We start from the raw sequence: 13,109 nt of genomic DNA on the forward strand, positions 1-13,109 counted from the left end.
ATCCTGTTAGGGCCAGGGGCCGCGGGTTGCGTTATATATATTCTGAATTTTGAATTTGTGAAGAGGCTTTATCGAGATGGTTCAAATTGGCCCGAAATTTAATCTCGGGCCAACCGATTTTTAGACTGCAGAAAAGCCTGCGTCCAAGGCTGCCAAGATCACGTTGATCTCTGCCTCGGTGATGGTCAGAGGCGGCGACATCAGGATGTTATGGGCCCCAAGCCGTACCATGGCACCGGCTTCGTAAGCGGTCTGGTGAAGCCGCGCCATCGTGGTGGCATCCATCGGTTCCTTGCTCGCTTGGTCCGAGACAAGCTCAATCCCTGTCATCAAGCCATGGCCACCGCGAACGTCGCCGATAAAATCATGCTTCTTTGCAAGGGCTTGAACACCTTCAAACAACTGCGCCCCTCTGGCCGCCGCGTTGGTTTTGGTATCGAGCCGCACCGTTTCTTCGAGGCAGGCCGTGACGGCCGCAGCCCCCACAGGATGCGCCGAATAAGTATAGCCGTGGTAGATGGCACCATCGGCGCCTGAGTTTTCAAAAACCTCTGCAACCTTGCCCGAAATCAGCGCGGCACCCACTGGGAAATAGCCGGATGTGATGCCTTTTGCCGTGCTCATCATGTCGGGCTTGACCCCCCAATGACGCGCACCAGACCAATCACCCGTCCGTCCAAAGCCAGTGATCACCTCATCGGAAATCAACAAAATGCCATGTCGATCACAGATATCACGCATCAGGGGCATAAAGCTTGGATCAGGGACAATAACCCCACCGGCCCCAAGTATCGGCTCCATAATCAGTGCGGCAATACTGCCCGCGCCTTGGAAGGCGATCTCGTCCTCAAAGGCCTGTGCGATAAGTTGGGCGAGCTTGGCCGGATCGGTTTCGTTAAACGGATTGCGATAGGGGTACGGCGCAGGCAGGTGGAAACACCCTGGCAACAGCGGTTCATAATTGATCCGAAAGCGGTTGTTGCCATTGACCGACGCCCCGCCAAAATGGGTGCCGTGATAGCCCTTTTTCAAGCTTATGTATTTGGTGCGGTTGGGCTCACCGCGCAAACGGTGGTATTGCCGCGCCAGACGCAGACAGGTCTCAACTGAATCGGATCCGCCTGAGGTAAAGAACACCCGCTCGATTCCGTCTTCGGCAAAGAACTCTTGTACCTTGAACGCTGCTTCAATCGCAGGTGGGTTCGAAGTGCCTGCAAAGGCAGAGTAATAGGGTAGGTCTTGCAATTGTCCGCTGATGGCATCTTTGATCACATTGTTGGAATACCCCAGATTCACGCACCAAAGACCGCCAACCGCATCGACGACTTCGTGGTCGTCAATGTCGGTGATCTTGCTACCAGAAGCCTTGGTTATGATCTTTGGAGGATTCGCCTGGGCATCAGCAGGATGCCCCATCGGGTGCCAAAGCTGACGGGCGTTGTTTTCCTTTAGAAAGTTCTGATCCTTCATTTCGCGACTCCCAGCGATAATTTGATCAAAAATCGCATTCTTCGCCAATGCTGTCCAGATGTCTCCGTTAACTTTAAAGCATTTGCATGCGGCGTTCTGGCTGGATAACATTTGTTACTTGAGTGAATTTTGCTGCGATACGTTTAATTCTATTTTTTCTGGGTCTTGAGTTGCGGCACCCATAATAACGCCCTAGGGCATGGCCCGAGTCGATGAATGAATTGTGAACACCGGCAGGAAATAGATAGGCTACTTCAAACCGAATACGGTGAACCGGCGGAACTGTCGCTTCGGTTCTGCGGTTTGGTTGTTGGCACCATCGTTTTGCATTTGTACACGGGATGGAGCATCGCTTGGCTTTGGCCTCTTGGCTTTTTTCTTGCCCATGCGCTGTATTATGGATTTCTCAAAACCCGAAATGACACCTGTACTTTGCGGGAAATACAAATCGCGTCCTGTTTGTTTTTCTTGGTGATTTCGTCGTTTTTGTGGATGCCGGCGATGATGGCAGCCACCAACGATTATGGCATGGTCTTTGCTGGCTCGACCTTGCTTGCGACGGCTCTGGTGTTTCTCGTCCGAAGAGGAGACACGATCAGGTTTCTGGTCTGGGGCGAAATAGCAATCGTTTGCGGTATGTATTTTGTCGTGTTCTGGAACCGCCCCCCCTTCGAAAGCGAACTTGCTAAGTGGGGTGGGTTGGCCGCAAACCTTGTGTTGGTCGGGTATTTGGCGCAGGCACTGGTGATGTCTCGCAAGTCTAAAATCGCTGAGCGTGAGGCGGCGGAACGGGCGGTTCAAGAGCAAAAGATGGCTGCACTCGGGGAATTGGCGGGGGGTGTTGCGCATGATTTCAACAACACATTGACGGCGGTTTTGGGCAATATTGAGCTCAGTCGAGAGTTACCCGACAGTGCGGATCGGCAAGCGGCGTTGGAGGATGCCTATAACGCGGCAAAACAGGCTGAAGCGGTGGTTAAACAGCTGTTGATATACGCCCGAAAAGCCCCGTCTTTCCAAACACATTTGGATCTTAACCATGCGGTTCCTCGGATGATGGAATTGGCTAAGCGACTGATTCCCAATTCTGTTCCCGTTGAGCTGCGCATTCACGAGGCCCCGTTGGGCGTGCGTGTGGACGAAGCCCAGCTGATGACCGGGTTGATCAACTTGGTTGCCAATGCAGTGGATGCGATGCCTGAGGGGGGCGGCCTTACGATCCGAACCCGGCTCGGGACTGCCGGACCTGAGGTGATTATGGCGGACGGAACGGGGGTGGCATCTGGCCTTTATAGCGTGATCGAAGTTTCAGACACTGGTCGCGGAATTTCTGTTGGCGACATTGGCAAAGTCGTCCAACCTTTCCATTCAACCAAGTCGCGGGGCCGCGGCACCGGCCTTGGGCTGCCTATGGTGTTGGGCTTTGCGCGGGATCATGGTGGAGGGTTGCTTTTGGCCAGTTCAACCGATGCGCGGGCGCGGGGTACGCAGGCAGAAATCTGGCTACCTCATCAGGCCAAAGCCCCGCTGTCTTCCGATACAAAAACGCCGCCCAAAAGGGCGGCGCTTGAAACTGCGTGAAGGAAAAATGGCTTAGAAGCCAAGGCCTTCGTATTTCTTTTTGAACTTGGAAACACGGCCACCCTGATCGAGCAGGCGCGAGTTGCCGCCGGTCCATGCTGGGTGCACGGTTGGGTCGATGTCCAGTGCCAGCTGGTCGCCTTCTTTGCCCCAAGTGGTGCGGGTTTCGAAGGTCGTCCCGTCGGTCATTTTGACGGTGACGAGGTGGTATTCGGGATGCAAATCTTTTTTCATCTCGTCGTTCCTTATGACTTGGCCGACAGGGGCTTGTAGGTTGTGTCTTCTGCGATACGGGCGGATTTACCGCGGCGCGAACGCAGGTAGTAGAGCTTGGCGCGACGGACGCGGCCACGGCGAACAACTTCGATCGATTCGATGTTGGTCGAGTACAGTGGGAAAACACGTTCCACACCTTCGCCGAAAGAGATCTTACGGACGGTGAACGAACCGGCTATCCCCTTGCCATTCTTACGAGAAATGCAAACGCCTTCGTAATTCTGGACACGGGTGCGGGTGCCTTCGGTTACTTTGAAGCCTACGCGAATGGTGTCGCCGGCTTTAAAATCGGGGATGTCTTTCCCCAGCGCAGCAACTTGCTCCGCTTCGAGCTGTGCGATCAGATCCATCTGATCTCTCCTTCATGTACGTCGCGGTTTGCCCGCGGATGATTTCCGGCCAGAGCTTTGATCCAAAAGGAAAAAAGATACACCAGCTGTTCTTTGTTTGCGCGGACCCCCATCAAGAGACCCACAAAATCAAAACAACACTGAGTCGCCCCAGTGCCATCAAGATGCGCGTTCTTAGGCCCGAAACCCCTTTAAAGCAAGGGCGAAATGGGCTTGGGACTTACGAAGCGCACGCTGGGTTAATGCAGGCTGACCGGCGCAAAAACCACCGGCAATCTGTCTGATTCTGACCGAGTTTAGGGGAGATTGCCCCCGCTTGGGCCTGCCTCGTGCGGGCTGGCAAGGCGAGAGGGGATGGGGCCCCAGAGGCGGCCTTGGGGCAATCAGTAGGATTCGGGCGATGTTTGGTAGAGATTGCCCACCCCCCAGCAAACACAGTGCGAAACCGCGCAAAATGCCGATCAAAACTCGGTGACGTCAGAAAATAAATCGGACCGGGCGCAAATTTTCGGTCCTAGAAATGGTCCCAGAACGGTTCAAGTAAATGGGCCAGAACAGCAGCTCAGAACAGTCGGGCAACGCACCCGCTCGGCACAGGTTGACGCTATTTGGGGTGTGTTTCATGCCACTGTCACACGCCCGAAATAAATCCAAAACAAACTTGGAATAAATCGGACGAAATCGAATGTCAGAGGCGTTTCCCATGCGAAACCGAACCCTGTTTTTGTCAGACATTCACCTGGGCACGCGTGGATGCAGCGCGGAACTGTTGTTGAATTTTCTGCGCGAGCATGACGCCGACACGATCTATCTTGTTGGCGATATTTTCGATGGCTGGGCGCTGCGCCGGGGCTGGCACTGGCCGCAAAGTCACAATGATGTGGTGCAAGCACTGCTTAAGAAAACCCACAAGGGAACACGGGTGGTCTTTGTGCCCGGCAACCATGATGAGGTGATGCGCAACTATCTGGGCACGCATTTTGGCGGCATCGAAGTGATGCGCACCGCCGATTTCACCGCGCTGGATGGCAAACGCTATTTGGTCACCCATGGCGATCAATTCGACGCGGTGGTGATGAACGCCAAATGGCTCGCGCATCTGGGAGACCGGGCCTATGGGTTTATGATCTGGATGAACCCAAAATTTAACCGTCTGCGGTCACTGTGGAGCGGTCGCTATTGGTCTTTGTCGAAATGGGCCAAACAGCAGGTCAAATCTGCGGTCAATTTCATCGGTGAATATGAAAGCGTGCTGGCCGAAGAAGCCCGTCGCGGCGGCTATGATGGCGTCATCTGCGGCCATATTCACCATGCTGCGATCAAAGATATCAAGGGCATCGCCTATGTGAATACCGGCGATTGGGTTGAAAGCTGTACGGCCGTCGTAGAGGGCGCGGATGGCCGGTTGACCCTGTTGGATTGGGAGGCGGAAAAAGCCGCCTCGATGATGATCCGCCCCAAGAAACGCAAGACATCAAAGAAGAAGCTCAACAAGAGCAAAGAGCTTGCTGAGCTTCAAGGTTAGTCAGGAATTCATATGACCTCTCTCCCTTCCGTTGGCGATCAGATCGGTGCCGCAGTCAATCAAAACAATGCGTTAAGCGCACAAGGTTTGTTGGAGCGGGTGTTTGCGCGGCTGTTTCACGGGTTGGTTTATGCGCAGATTTGGGAAGATCCGGTGGTGGATATGGCAGCGCTTGAGCTGGGGCCGGGGGACAATGTGGTCTGTATCGCGTCGGGCGGGTGCAATGTGCTGTCTTATCTGACGGCCAACCCGGCTTCGATCACGGCGGTGGATTTGTCGCCAGCGCATGTGCATTTGAACAAGCTGAAACTGGCGGCGGTGCAGTCTTTGCCCAATCACGCAGCGCTGTATGAAATGCTGGGTCATGCCAATCTGCGCCACAATGTGCAGGCGTTTGACACTTATGTTGCCCCGCATCTGGACGAGGACACCCGCGCCTATTGGAATGCGTTGACCCTAAGAGGGCGGCGCAAGACGATGCTGGCCAAGGGGCTGTATCATTACGGCTTGTTGGGGCGGTTTCTGGCGGTTGTTCATTTTGTCACGCGGATGGCCAAGGTGGATTTTAGCCCGCTTTTGACGGCGACGACCATGGAGGCGCAGGCGGCGTTTTTTGATCGCGAGATTTCGCCCTTGTTTGACAGCAAGGTCATCCGGTTTTTGGCGCGTCGTCGGGCGTCTTTGTTTGGGTTGGGCATTCCCCCGGCGCAATATGACAAGCTGGCGGCGGATGCGGGGGGCGATGTGATCCCGGTCTTGCGCGATCGGACCCGCAAGTTGTTTTGCGATTTCCCGATTGGGGAGACTTATTTTGCCTGGCAGGCGGCCAATCGCGGGTATCGGCCCGATGGCACCGGGCCGGTCCCGCCTTATCTTGAGGCGCAGCATTTTGAGACGGTCAAGGCGAATGCAGCACGGGTGCAGGTGTTGAACCAATCGCTGACGGATATGTTGGCGCAGCAACCCGCGCAGAGCCGGCAGGCCTATGTGCTACTGGATGCGCAAGATTGGATGACTGACGCGCAGTTGACGGCGCTTTGGGTTGAAATCACCCGAACAGCTGCGCCGGGTGCGCGGGTGATTTTTCGGACGGGTGGCAAGGATGACATTCTGCCGGGGCGGGTTGATGCGCAGGTTTTGCAGCGTTGGGCCTATCAGCCAGAGGCATCGCAGAGAGGGTTTGATGCGGATCGCTCGGCGATTTACGGCGGCTTTCATGTCTATGTGTTTGAGGGTTGAGTGATGGTGGATATGTCGGCCAATCATGCAGCGCTAATGGACGGGATTTACCGGCATCAGCGGCGGTTTTACGATGTGACGCGCAAGTATTACCTGTTGGGCCGCGATCATTTGATCACCGAGATGGCCCCAGCGCAGGATGCGCGGATTCTGGAAGTGGCCTGTGGCACCGGGCGGAACCTCGATCTAATTGATCGGCGGTATCCGGGGCGTCATTTGTATGGGTTGGACATTTCCGAAGAGATGCTGCGTTCGGCCAAGGCCAAGCTGGGGGATCGGGCGGTTTTGGCGATTGGCGACGCCTGTGGCTTTGATTGCGATGCGTTGTTTGGCGCTGAGGTTGGGGCACGCAAGTTTGACCGGATCGTTTTGTCGTACAGTCTGTCGATGATCCCGGACTGGCAGGCGGCGGTGGCGGAGGGCTTGCGGCATCTGGCACCGGGGGGCGCGTTGCATATCGTTGATTTTGGCGATCAGGCCGATCTACCGCTGTGGTTCGGGCGGGGGTTGCGGCGGTGGTTGGCGACGTTTCACGTCACTCCGCGCGATGAGCTTGTGTCGGTTTTGGCCGGGATGGACGGGGTGGCGTATGACCACAAGTATGTGTTCCGCCGCTATGCGCAATATGTGCGGGTGACGGTAGCATCGGGAGAGTGCGCGACCGATCTGGCGAGAGATCGGATTTTGCCGTAAGTGCGCGCACCAACATGTCTGTATCATCATTGCCGGTGTCGCTAGGCCCAGATTTCCATTGTTGCCGTCAACGATGCTTGGGCCAAATGCAAGCGCGATAAGGATGTGTCGGCACGTATTGATTGCACGTTGTCGTCCGTGTTTCCCGTGGGTAGATTCAGCATCGCGTTAACAAAAGGGGCGACGGGCGTGATGAGTGATCGGGACCATGTGTATTTAGACGGCGTTGCGGCCCAGTTTTATCGCGGGATAGGCGAAAAGACACAGTTCGTCGGACCATTTGAAAAGATGAACATCTTTATCGGACCAAACAATGCCGGGAAGTCGGTGGTTTTGAGCTTGATAGAGAAGTATGCGTCGAAAATTGAGCATAGTTTGCCGACGAATCGGCTTTTAGATTTCCCGGAAAAAGACAGACATGTGGGCGTAGAGGATTGCGTTGTCCAAATGTTTAAGGGATTTCGCCAAGAAAAAGTCGACGCTGCTTTTGGAAATTTGGTTAAAGGTAATGCAAATTTTGACCTTGATCACCTAGAAGATGAGAAACTCAGTGCAAAGGTCTTGGGTCAAAGTCTCGTGAAAGAGGCGACGGCCAAAGGTATGGGTTGGGTTGGGGGCGATCTACCCTTTCAATCCGTAAAACTGCTTCACGATGTCGATTCAGCGGATTTAGATACCCATGTTGTGGAGAAGTTAGCCAAGTTTGCCACCGGGCGCACTGCTGTGGCGAGCAACAAACATTACCTTGATGAGTTTTTCGGTGAAGTCGCCAAAAAGATGGATTTCTTGATGCCTCCTGCACATTGTATTGCGGCCCTCAGAAACGCAAACTATGACAAACTAAAACAGAGGCGCGGTGGAGCTCTCAACGGTACGAATATTATCGATAGAATTGACAGGATGCAAAGGGCAGAAAGCTCTCGGCGTGACGAGCGAAGGAAATTCAAAGAGTTCGAAACGTTCTTAAGAACTGTATTGGATCGTCCGAATGCAGAAATGCATATTTCGCATGAAACCAAAACGATCCAAGTTGACTTGGATGGAGAGCAATTTGCATTGGAAGACCTTGGCACCGGTATCCACGAGGTCATTTTGATTGCGGCATATTGCACCATTCACGATGGGTCGATCATGTGTTTGGAAGAGCCGGAAATACATCTGCATCCAACGTTGCAGCGCAAATTGATCCGGTATTTGCAGGAAAATACGTCGAGCCAATATTTCATCGCAACGCATTCTTCGGCGTTTATAGATATCGAAGGGGCTGCGATTTTTCGGGTGAGCAATGATGGTAAGCAAACCTATGTAGAAAAGGCCGAAACCAAGGACGGGCAGAGACAAATCTTGGATGATTTGGGCTGTAAAGCCTCGGATATATTACAAGCCAATGCGGTGATTTGGGTCGAAGGTCCATCGGAGCGGATTTACTTGAAACACTGGATTAAAGCCGAAGACAAAGGTTTGATCGAGGGAATCCACTATACGATCATGTTCTATGGCGGCGGGCTTTTGAGCCATTTGTCCGTGAATGATGACGTTGATGACTTTATTAAGTTGCGCGATTTGAACCGGAACATGGCCATCATGATGGACAGTGACAAGAGTACGAAAGGCGGCATACTGAAGCCCAATGTGCAGCGCATTGTTGACGCAACGACCGAGCATGGAATGACCTGGGTCACCAAAGGGCGAGAAATTGAGAATTATGTCGAACCGAGCGTCTTAGAGGCTGCTTTGAAAGCCGCGCATCCACAATTGTATGATAGCCCCGCTGAGCGGGGAGAGTTTGAGCACGCGTTCTATTTTAGAAAAGAAGACGGTGAGGTGTATGAAAAGGCTGACAAGGTTAAGGTTGCAAAACAGGTGTGCGAAACGGATGCGGATCTGAATGTTTTGGATTTGAAAGAGAAGATTAACAAGCTGGTCACATTTATCAAAAAGTCGAATGCGATCTAGGTACTCTTTACAAGCCGAGTTTATAGCCCAGATGGGTCGCTTTGAAACCGAGGCGGTCATAGAAGCGGTGGGCGTCATCGCGGGCGCGGTCGGTGGTGAGTTGCACAAGGCCGCAGCCACGGGCGCGGCATTCGGCGATGGCCCAGTCAAAGAGCTGTTGACCGAGGCCGAGACTGCGGGCGGATTTATGGACGCGGACGGATTCGATTTGACCGCGCCACAGACCCTTGCGCGACAGGCCGGGGATGAAGGTGAGTTGCAAGACGCCAATCACTGCCGTGTCGTTTTCGACCACGGCGAGGAATTGATTGGGGTCACTGTCGATGGCCTCAAACGCCGCGAGATAGACCGGATCGGCAGGGGGACCAGCGGCTTCGCGCGTCGCCCCAAGCGGATCATCGGCGAGCATATCAACGATGGATTGCAGGTCGGCGCGGGTGGCGCGCCGAATGGTGATGTCGTGGGTCACGGTCTGTAGCGGGTCGAACATTCGATCATCATGATGCCATTCATCGTCGAGGCATTCATATGCATGCGGATGACAAGATCGGTATGCGGGTCGCCTTTGTGAATATTGAGTTGGGCGATACAGTCTTCGTTGTCGCCATCGGTTTCAATCACAAGCTGCCTGGGGCCAAAGGCGTCGCTGTTGAGGTCGATGGTGATGGTCCAGGGGTCTTCGGGTTCTGGATCAAAGGCGGTGTAGGATTGGATTTCAGAGCCATTGAAGCGGTATTCAACGATATGTTCCAGTGCCAGAGCGGGGGGCGCGAGGCTGGCCAATGTGAGACAGGAAAGGGCAAGAGCGCGAAACATGGCGGATCCTTTTGAAAGCGATGGTGTCAATCAATTGGTTCAACTGTGACACGCGCGCCCGCGTCTGACTAGTCTTGCTCCGGTTCTTGCTTAGACTCTTACTCTTACTCTGGCTTTTACTCTGGGTCCTGGCTTTGACGCTTGGCCCAGAGATCGGGGCGACGGGCTTGCGTGAGTTGCTCGCTCATATCGCGGCGCCATTGGGCAATTTTGCCGTGGTGCCCTGACATCAGAATCTCGGGAATGGCATGGCCGTTCCACGTGGCGGGACGCGTATATTGCGGGTGTTCGAGCAGGCCGTCGGAATGGCTTTCGTCGACGGTGCTATCGGCATTGCCAAGCACACCGGGAAGCAAACGCACGGTGGCATCAAGCATCGCCTGCGCGGCAATTTCGCCACCGGTCAGAACAAAATCCCCGAGCGAGACTTCGGCAATGTTGTAATGGTCAATCACCCGCTGATCGAGGCCTTCGAAGCGACCACAGATCATGGTGATGCCGGGCAGGGTGGCCCAATCGCGGGCCATTTTTTGATCAAAACGTTTGCCACGCGGCGACAGGTAGACAAGCGGACCGGGCGCGCGCTGGATCGCGTGTTCGATGGCGCGGCCCATGACATCGGGGCGCAACACCATCCCCGCGCCGCCCCCGGCGGGTGTGTCATCGACATTGCGATGCTTGCCCTCCCCAAAGAGACGCAAATCCGTGGTCGACAGCTGCCACTTGCCGTCTTTGATCGCTTTGCCGGTGAGGCTTTCGCCGAGCACACCGGGAAAGGCCTCGGGGAAGAGGGTGACGATATGGGCCTGCCAAGCGCGCGCCAAATCGGGGTTGTGGCTCATCAATTCGCGCGGTTTCAGCGTCGGCCGAATGGATTTTCGCCCATGAGATTTGGTGTGAGATTTGGTGTGAGATTTGGTCTGTTGTTGATCCGTCTCTTGATCGGGGGTCTGATCGGGCGTTTGGGGCGTTTCGTCTGACATATCTGGTCCTGCGTGAAGCCCCCGTGTCCTAGCCTGCGGGGCGGGGCGGGGCAAGCGGGCTGGCAGGTGTTTGCCAGATCGGAGGGATCAGAGCGCTTCGAAGGCCCGTTCGAAATAGTCGTTTTGACGTGGTGGTGCCGTGACCTGGCCAGAGCGCAGATCCCAGTGATCGCGATTGCGCGGCGCGCGGCCATCAAACTCGATAAAGATGCAATGCGGATCGGGCCAGTGCTGGTCGCATTGTGCGGAGAGGTAATCCAGCTCAGCATCAAAGAAAGGCTGCATGGTGGCCACGGAATGCGGCGAGGTCAAAGCCAGCTCATGATGCTTGTAAAATCCGCTGTTCCATTTCTGGATCAGATCTTGGACCGCCGCCAGATAGGCCGGGTCGGCTTGGGCTTTGGGGCTGCGCAGGAATTGATCTTTGGTCAGGCGGCCAAAATAAGCGGCAAGCGTGGCGCGGTCACATGTGGCTTGGCTCAGGCACCAAAGCGCGGCGCTGCGCTGGGCGGGGTCATGCAGGTCATGATGAAGGGTGACGTGGTGCCAAAGGTCGATGTCCTGAGAGGCCATGGATTGCAGCGCCTCCGACAGATCACGCGGGGCCACAGCGCTGTCCCAAAGGGACTGGGTCGCAAGGAAGGCATTGTAATCACGGTCAAAACTGGCGCGGCGCAGGGTGATCAGGTCGATCTCATCGCGCAGATCAAGCATGGTGTCGGGGCGGGCAAAAAGCTGAGCAAGGCGGCCCGCCTCGCCGGGTTCGGCGCGCAGGAGGGTGTTGATCAGGTAGAGTTCTGAGCGTTGACTGGCGGTGAGTTTGGAGAGGTTTTGCGTCCGCCAGCCCTGCATGAAGCCTGAGAGTGTGCGGGCAATGGCGGTGTCGCGGTCAAGCGGAACACCGGGCGGTTGAAAATCATTGGCAGCGGCCAGAACGCGCATGAGATGGTGCGAGATCGCCGATTGATCAGGAAGCGCGCTGCGATCCGATTTCGGCAGTGGCCCGCGCAACAATGTGGTGGCGCGGTGCGCGCCGGGCGTGGTGCGGGAGATGCGGATAGGCTGGGGGCGCAGGGAGGCCACGAGCGCATAGGCACTGCCCAATCCGCTGACAGCCAATGCAATCCCGGACAGCGGGAACACAGCCGCGACAGCGGGGATTAGGGCCAAACCTGTTAACACAATTCGTTGCAATGCGCCGTCCAATATGCCGTCCAATATCAGGAATTCGATCTTTCGATTACGGCTAAAATTAGACAGACATTGTGGCGCTATGTTGGTCGAAAACGCCTAGTTTCACTGGGTTTGTTGCCAGTTTGTTGACGGTAGCCGGTGTGGCGCGAGATTGATCTGGGACGGATATCAATCGGAGGGGCGTGTCTTGATGCGGGGCAATTTGAAGAGAATCTTTGCCATATTGCGCGGCATCGGGATCGGGGGAAATAGGAGGGGCAAAGCTGGGCCTGATAAAGCTGGGCCTGACAATGCTGGGCCTGACAATGCTGGGCCTGACAATGCTGGGTCTGACAATGCTGCCAGAGGAAGCCGTTTGTCGGGGTTGGAACCCGTGACAGTGGCCGTAAACATAGATCGTGGCAGGCCTTGATGAAACGCCTATGGGCAAGGATCACCGACGCGGTTCTGGCAAGGCTGGTGAAGAGGGTGAACAGGGTGTGCAGGGTGTGACCGCCAAAAGGGTGTTAGTCAAACAACCCATCAGGCGGGTCAGCCACAATGCGCCCTGCGGTCAGATCAACGGTGGGCACGGCGGCCAAGGTGAAGGGTAAAAGCACGGTTTTGCTTTGGCCCGGCACCTGTAGTTCTAGCAGATCGGTGGCCCCGTGATTGTGGACCGCATGGACGGTGCCGAGCGGATTGCCACCGGTATCGACCACTTCGAGGCCCATCAGGTCGGTGTGGTAATATTCATCATCGGGCAGGTTGGGCAGCGTGTCGCGCGAGACAAAAAGCTGGGTGCCGCTGAGGCCATCGGCCTCTTCTTTGCTGGCCACGCCAGACATCCGGGCGGCAAAGCCGTTTTTGAGAGAACGGGTGATTTGCACGCTGTCAAAAACATGGCTGCCGTCTTGGCTGCGCAGCGGGGTGTAATCGGCGATGGCCTGCGGATCGGCGGTAAAGCTCTTGATGCGCACTTCGCCATGAACGCCAAAAGCGCCGGAAATTGTGCCGACACAGATCATATCATCCATGAATTTGCCC

The 13,109-nt window shown here is 55.4% G+C and carries 13 protein-coding genes; 5 read left to right on the forward strand and 8 right to left on the reverse strand.

The features are described from left to right. Positions 1 to 120 precede the first annotated feature (120 nt). Entirely contained in the window at positions 121 to 1,470 is a 1,350-nt protein-coding gene (locus tag ACRBB0_RS18810) for an aminotransferase class III-fold pyridoxal phosphate-dependent enzyme (protein ID WP_431376004.1), read from the reverse strand. 216 nt (positions 1,471 to 1,686) lie between these two features. Here ACRBB0_RS18810 and ACRBB0_RS18815 point away from each other — a divergent pair, with 216 nt between their 5' ends. After that, complete coding sequence (locus tag ACRBB0_RS18815; RefSeq protein ID WP_431376005.1) at positions 1,687 to 3,051, forward strand: sensor histidine kinase; 1,365 nt, start codon at positions 1,687 to 1,689, stop codon at positions 3,049 to 3,051. A gap of 12 nt (positions 3,052 to 3,063) precedes the next feature. On the opposite strand, the gene rpmE is transcribed toward ACRBB0_RS18815, so the two are convergent. Both rpmE and rplS read right to left on the reverse strand, forming a co-directional pair. Next, a complete protein-coding gene (gene rpmE / locus ACRBB0_RS18820; protein ID WP_431376006.1) occupies positions 3,064 to 3,285 on the reverse strand; it encodes a 50S ribosomal protein L31 in 222 nt (73 codons plus the stop codon). A gap of 11 nt (positions 3,286 to 3,296) precedes the next feature. Beyond that, positions 3,297 to 3,677 (reverse strand): 50S ribosomal protein L19, encoded by a 381-nt coding sequence (rplS, locus tag ACRBB0_RS18825; RefSeq protein WP_431376007.1) that lies wholly within the window; start codon positions 3,675 to 3,677, stop codon positions 3,297 to 3,299. Between the two features lie 703 nt (positions 3,678 to 4,380). Between rplS and ACRBB0_RS18830 the strand changes: the two genes are divergently transcribed. From ACRBB0_RS18830 to ACRBB0_RS18845, 4 genes are all read left to right on the forward strand, one after another. Next, positions 4,381 to 5,202, forward strand: coding sequence for a UDP-2,3-diacylglucosamine diphosphatase (locus tag ACRBB0_RS18830; RefSeq protein ID WP_431376008.1), 822 nt, complete (start codon positions 4,381 to 4,383; stop codon positions 5,200 to 5,202). 12 nt (positions 5,203 to 5,214) lie between these two features. Beyond that, positions 5,215 to 6,441, forward strand: a complete 1,227-nt coding sequence (locus tag ACRBB0_RS18835) for a DUF3419 family protein (RefSeq protein ID WP_431376009.1) — start codon at positions 5,215 to 5,217, stop codon at positions 6,439 to 6,441. Between the two features lie 3 nt (positions 6,442 to 6,444). Next, entirely contained in the window at positions 6,445 to 7,134 is a 690-nt protein-coding gene (locus ACRBB0_RS18840) for a class I SAM-dependent methyltransferase (RefSeq protein ID WP_431376010.1), read from the forward strand. A gap of 192 nt (positions 7,135 to 7,326) precedes the next feature. Continuing rightward, positions 7,327 to 9,090, forward strand: coding sequence for an AAA family ATPase (locus ACRBB0_RS18845; protein WP_431376011.1), 1,764 nt, complete (start codon positions 7,327 to 7,329; stop codon positions 9,088 to 9,090). A 7-nt stretch (positions 9,091 to 9,097) separates the two neighbouring features. On the opposite strand, the gene ACRBB0_RS18850 is transcribed toward ACRBB0_RS18845, so the two are convergent. The 5 genes from ACRBB0_RS18850 to rimM form a co-directional block, all read right to left on the reverse strand. Beyond that, on the reverse strand, positions 9,098 to 9,580 hold the full coding sequence (locus ACRBB0_RS18850; RefSeq protein ID WP_431376012.1) for an N-acetyltransferase family protein: 483 nt from the start codon (positions 9,578 to 9,580) through the stop codon (positions 9,098 to 9,100). Then, entirely contained in the window at positions 9,556 to 9,906 is a 351-nt protein-coding gene (locus tag ACRBB0_RS18855) for a hypothetical protein (RefSeq protein ID WP_431376013.1), read from the reverse strand. The genes ACRBB0_RS18850 and ACRBB0_RS18855 overlap by 25 nt, the downstream gene beginning before the upstream one ends. Positions 9,907 to 10,022: 116 nt before the next feature. Beyond that, the gene (trmD, locus tag ACRBB0_RS18860; protein ID WP_431376014.1) at positions 10,023 to 10,889 is read right to left on the reverse strand and encodes a tRNA (guanosine(37)-N1)-methyltransferase TrmD; all 867 of its coding nucleotides are present in this window, start codon (positions 10,887 to 10,889) and stop codon (positions 10,023 to 10,025) included. A gap of 87 nt (positions 10,890 to 10,976) precedes the next feature. Continuing rightward, positions 10,977 to 12,083, reverse strand: coding sequence for a hypothetical protein (locus ACRBB0_RS18865; RefSeq protein ID WP_431376015.1), 1,107 nt, complete (start codon positions 12,081 to 12,083; stop codon positions 10,977 to 10,979). Positions 12,084 to 12,589: 506 nt separating this feature from the next. Continuing rightward, positions 12,590 to 13,099, reverse strand: a complete 510-nt coding sequence (rimM, locus tag ACRBB0_RS18870; RefSeq protein WP_431376016.1) for a ribosome maturation factor RimM — start codon at positions 13,097 to 13,099, stop codon at positions 12,590 to 12,592. Positions 13,100 to 13,109: the final 10 nt, after the last annotated feature.

Source organism: Pelagimonas sp. (genome assembly GCF_050633425.1).
Lineage (GTDB): Bacteria > Pseudomonadota > Alphaproteobacteria > Rhodobacterales > Rhodobacteraceae > Pelagimonas.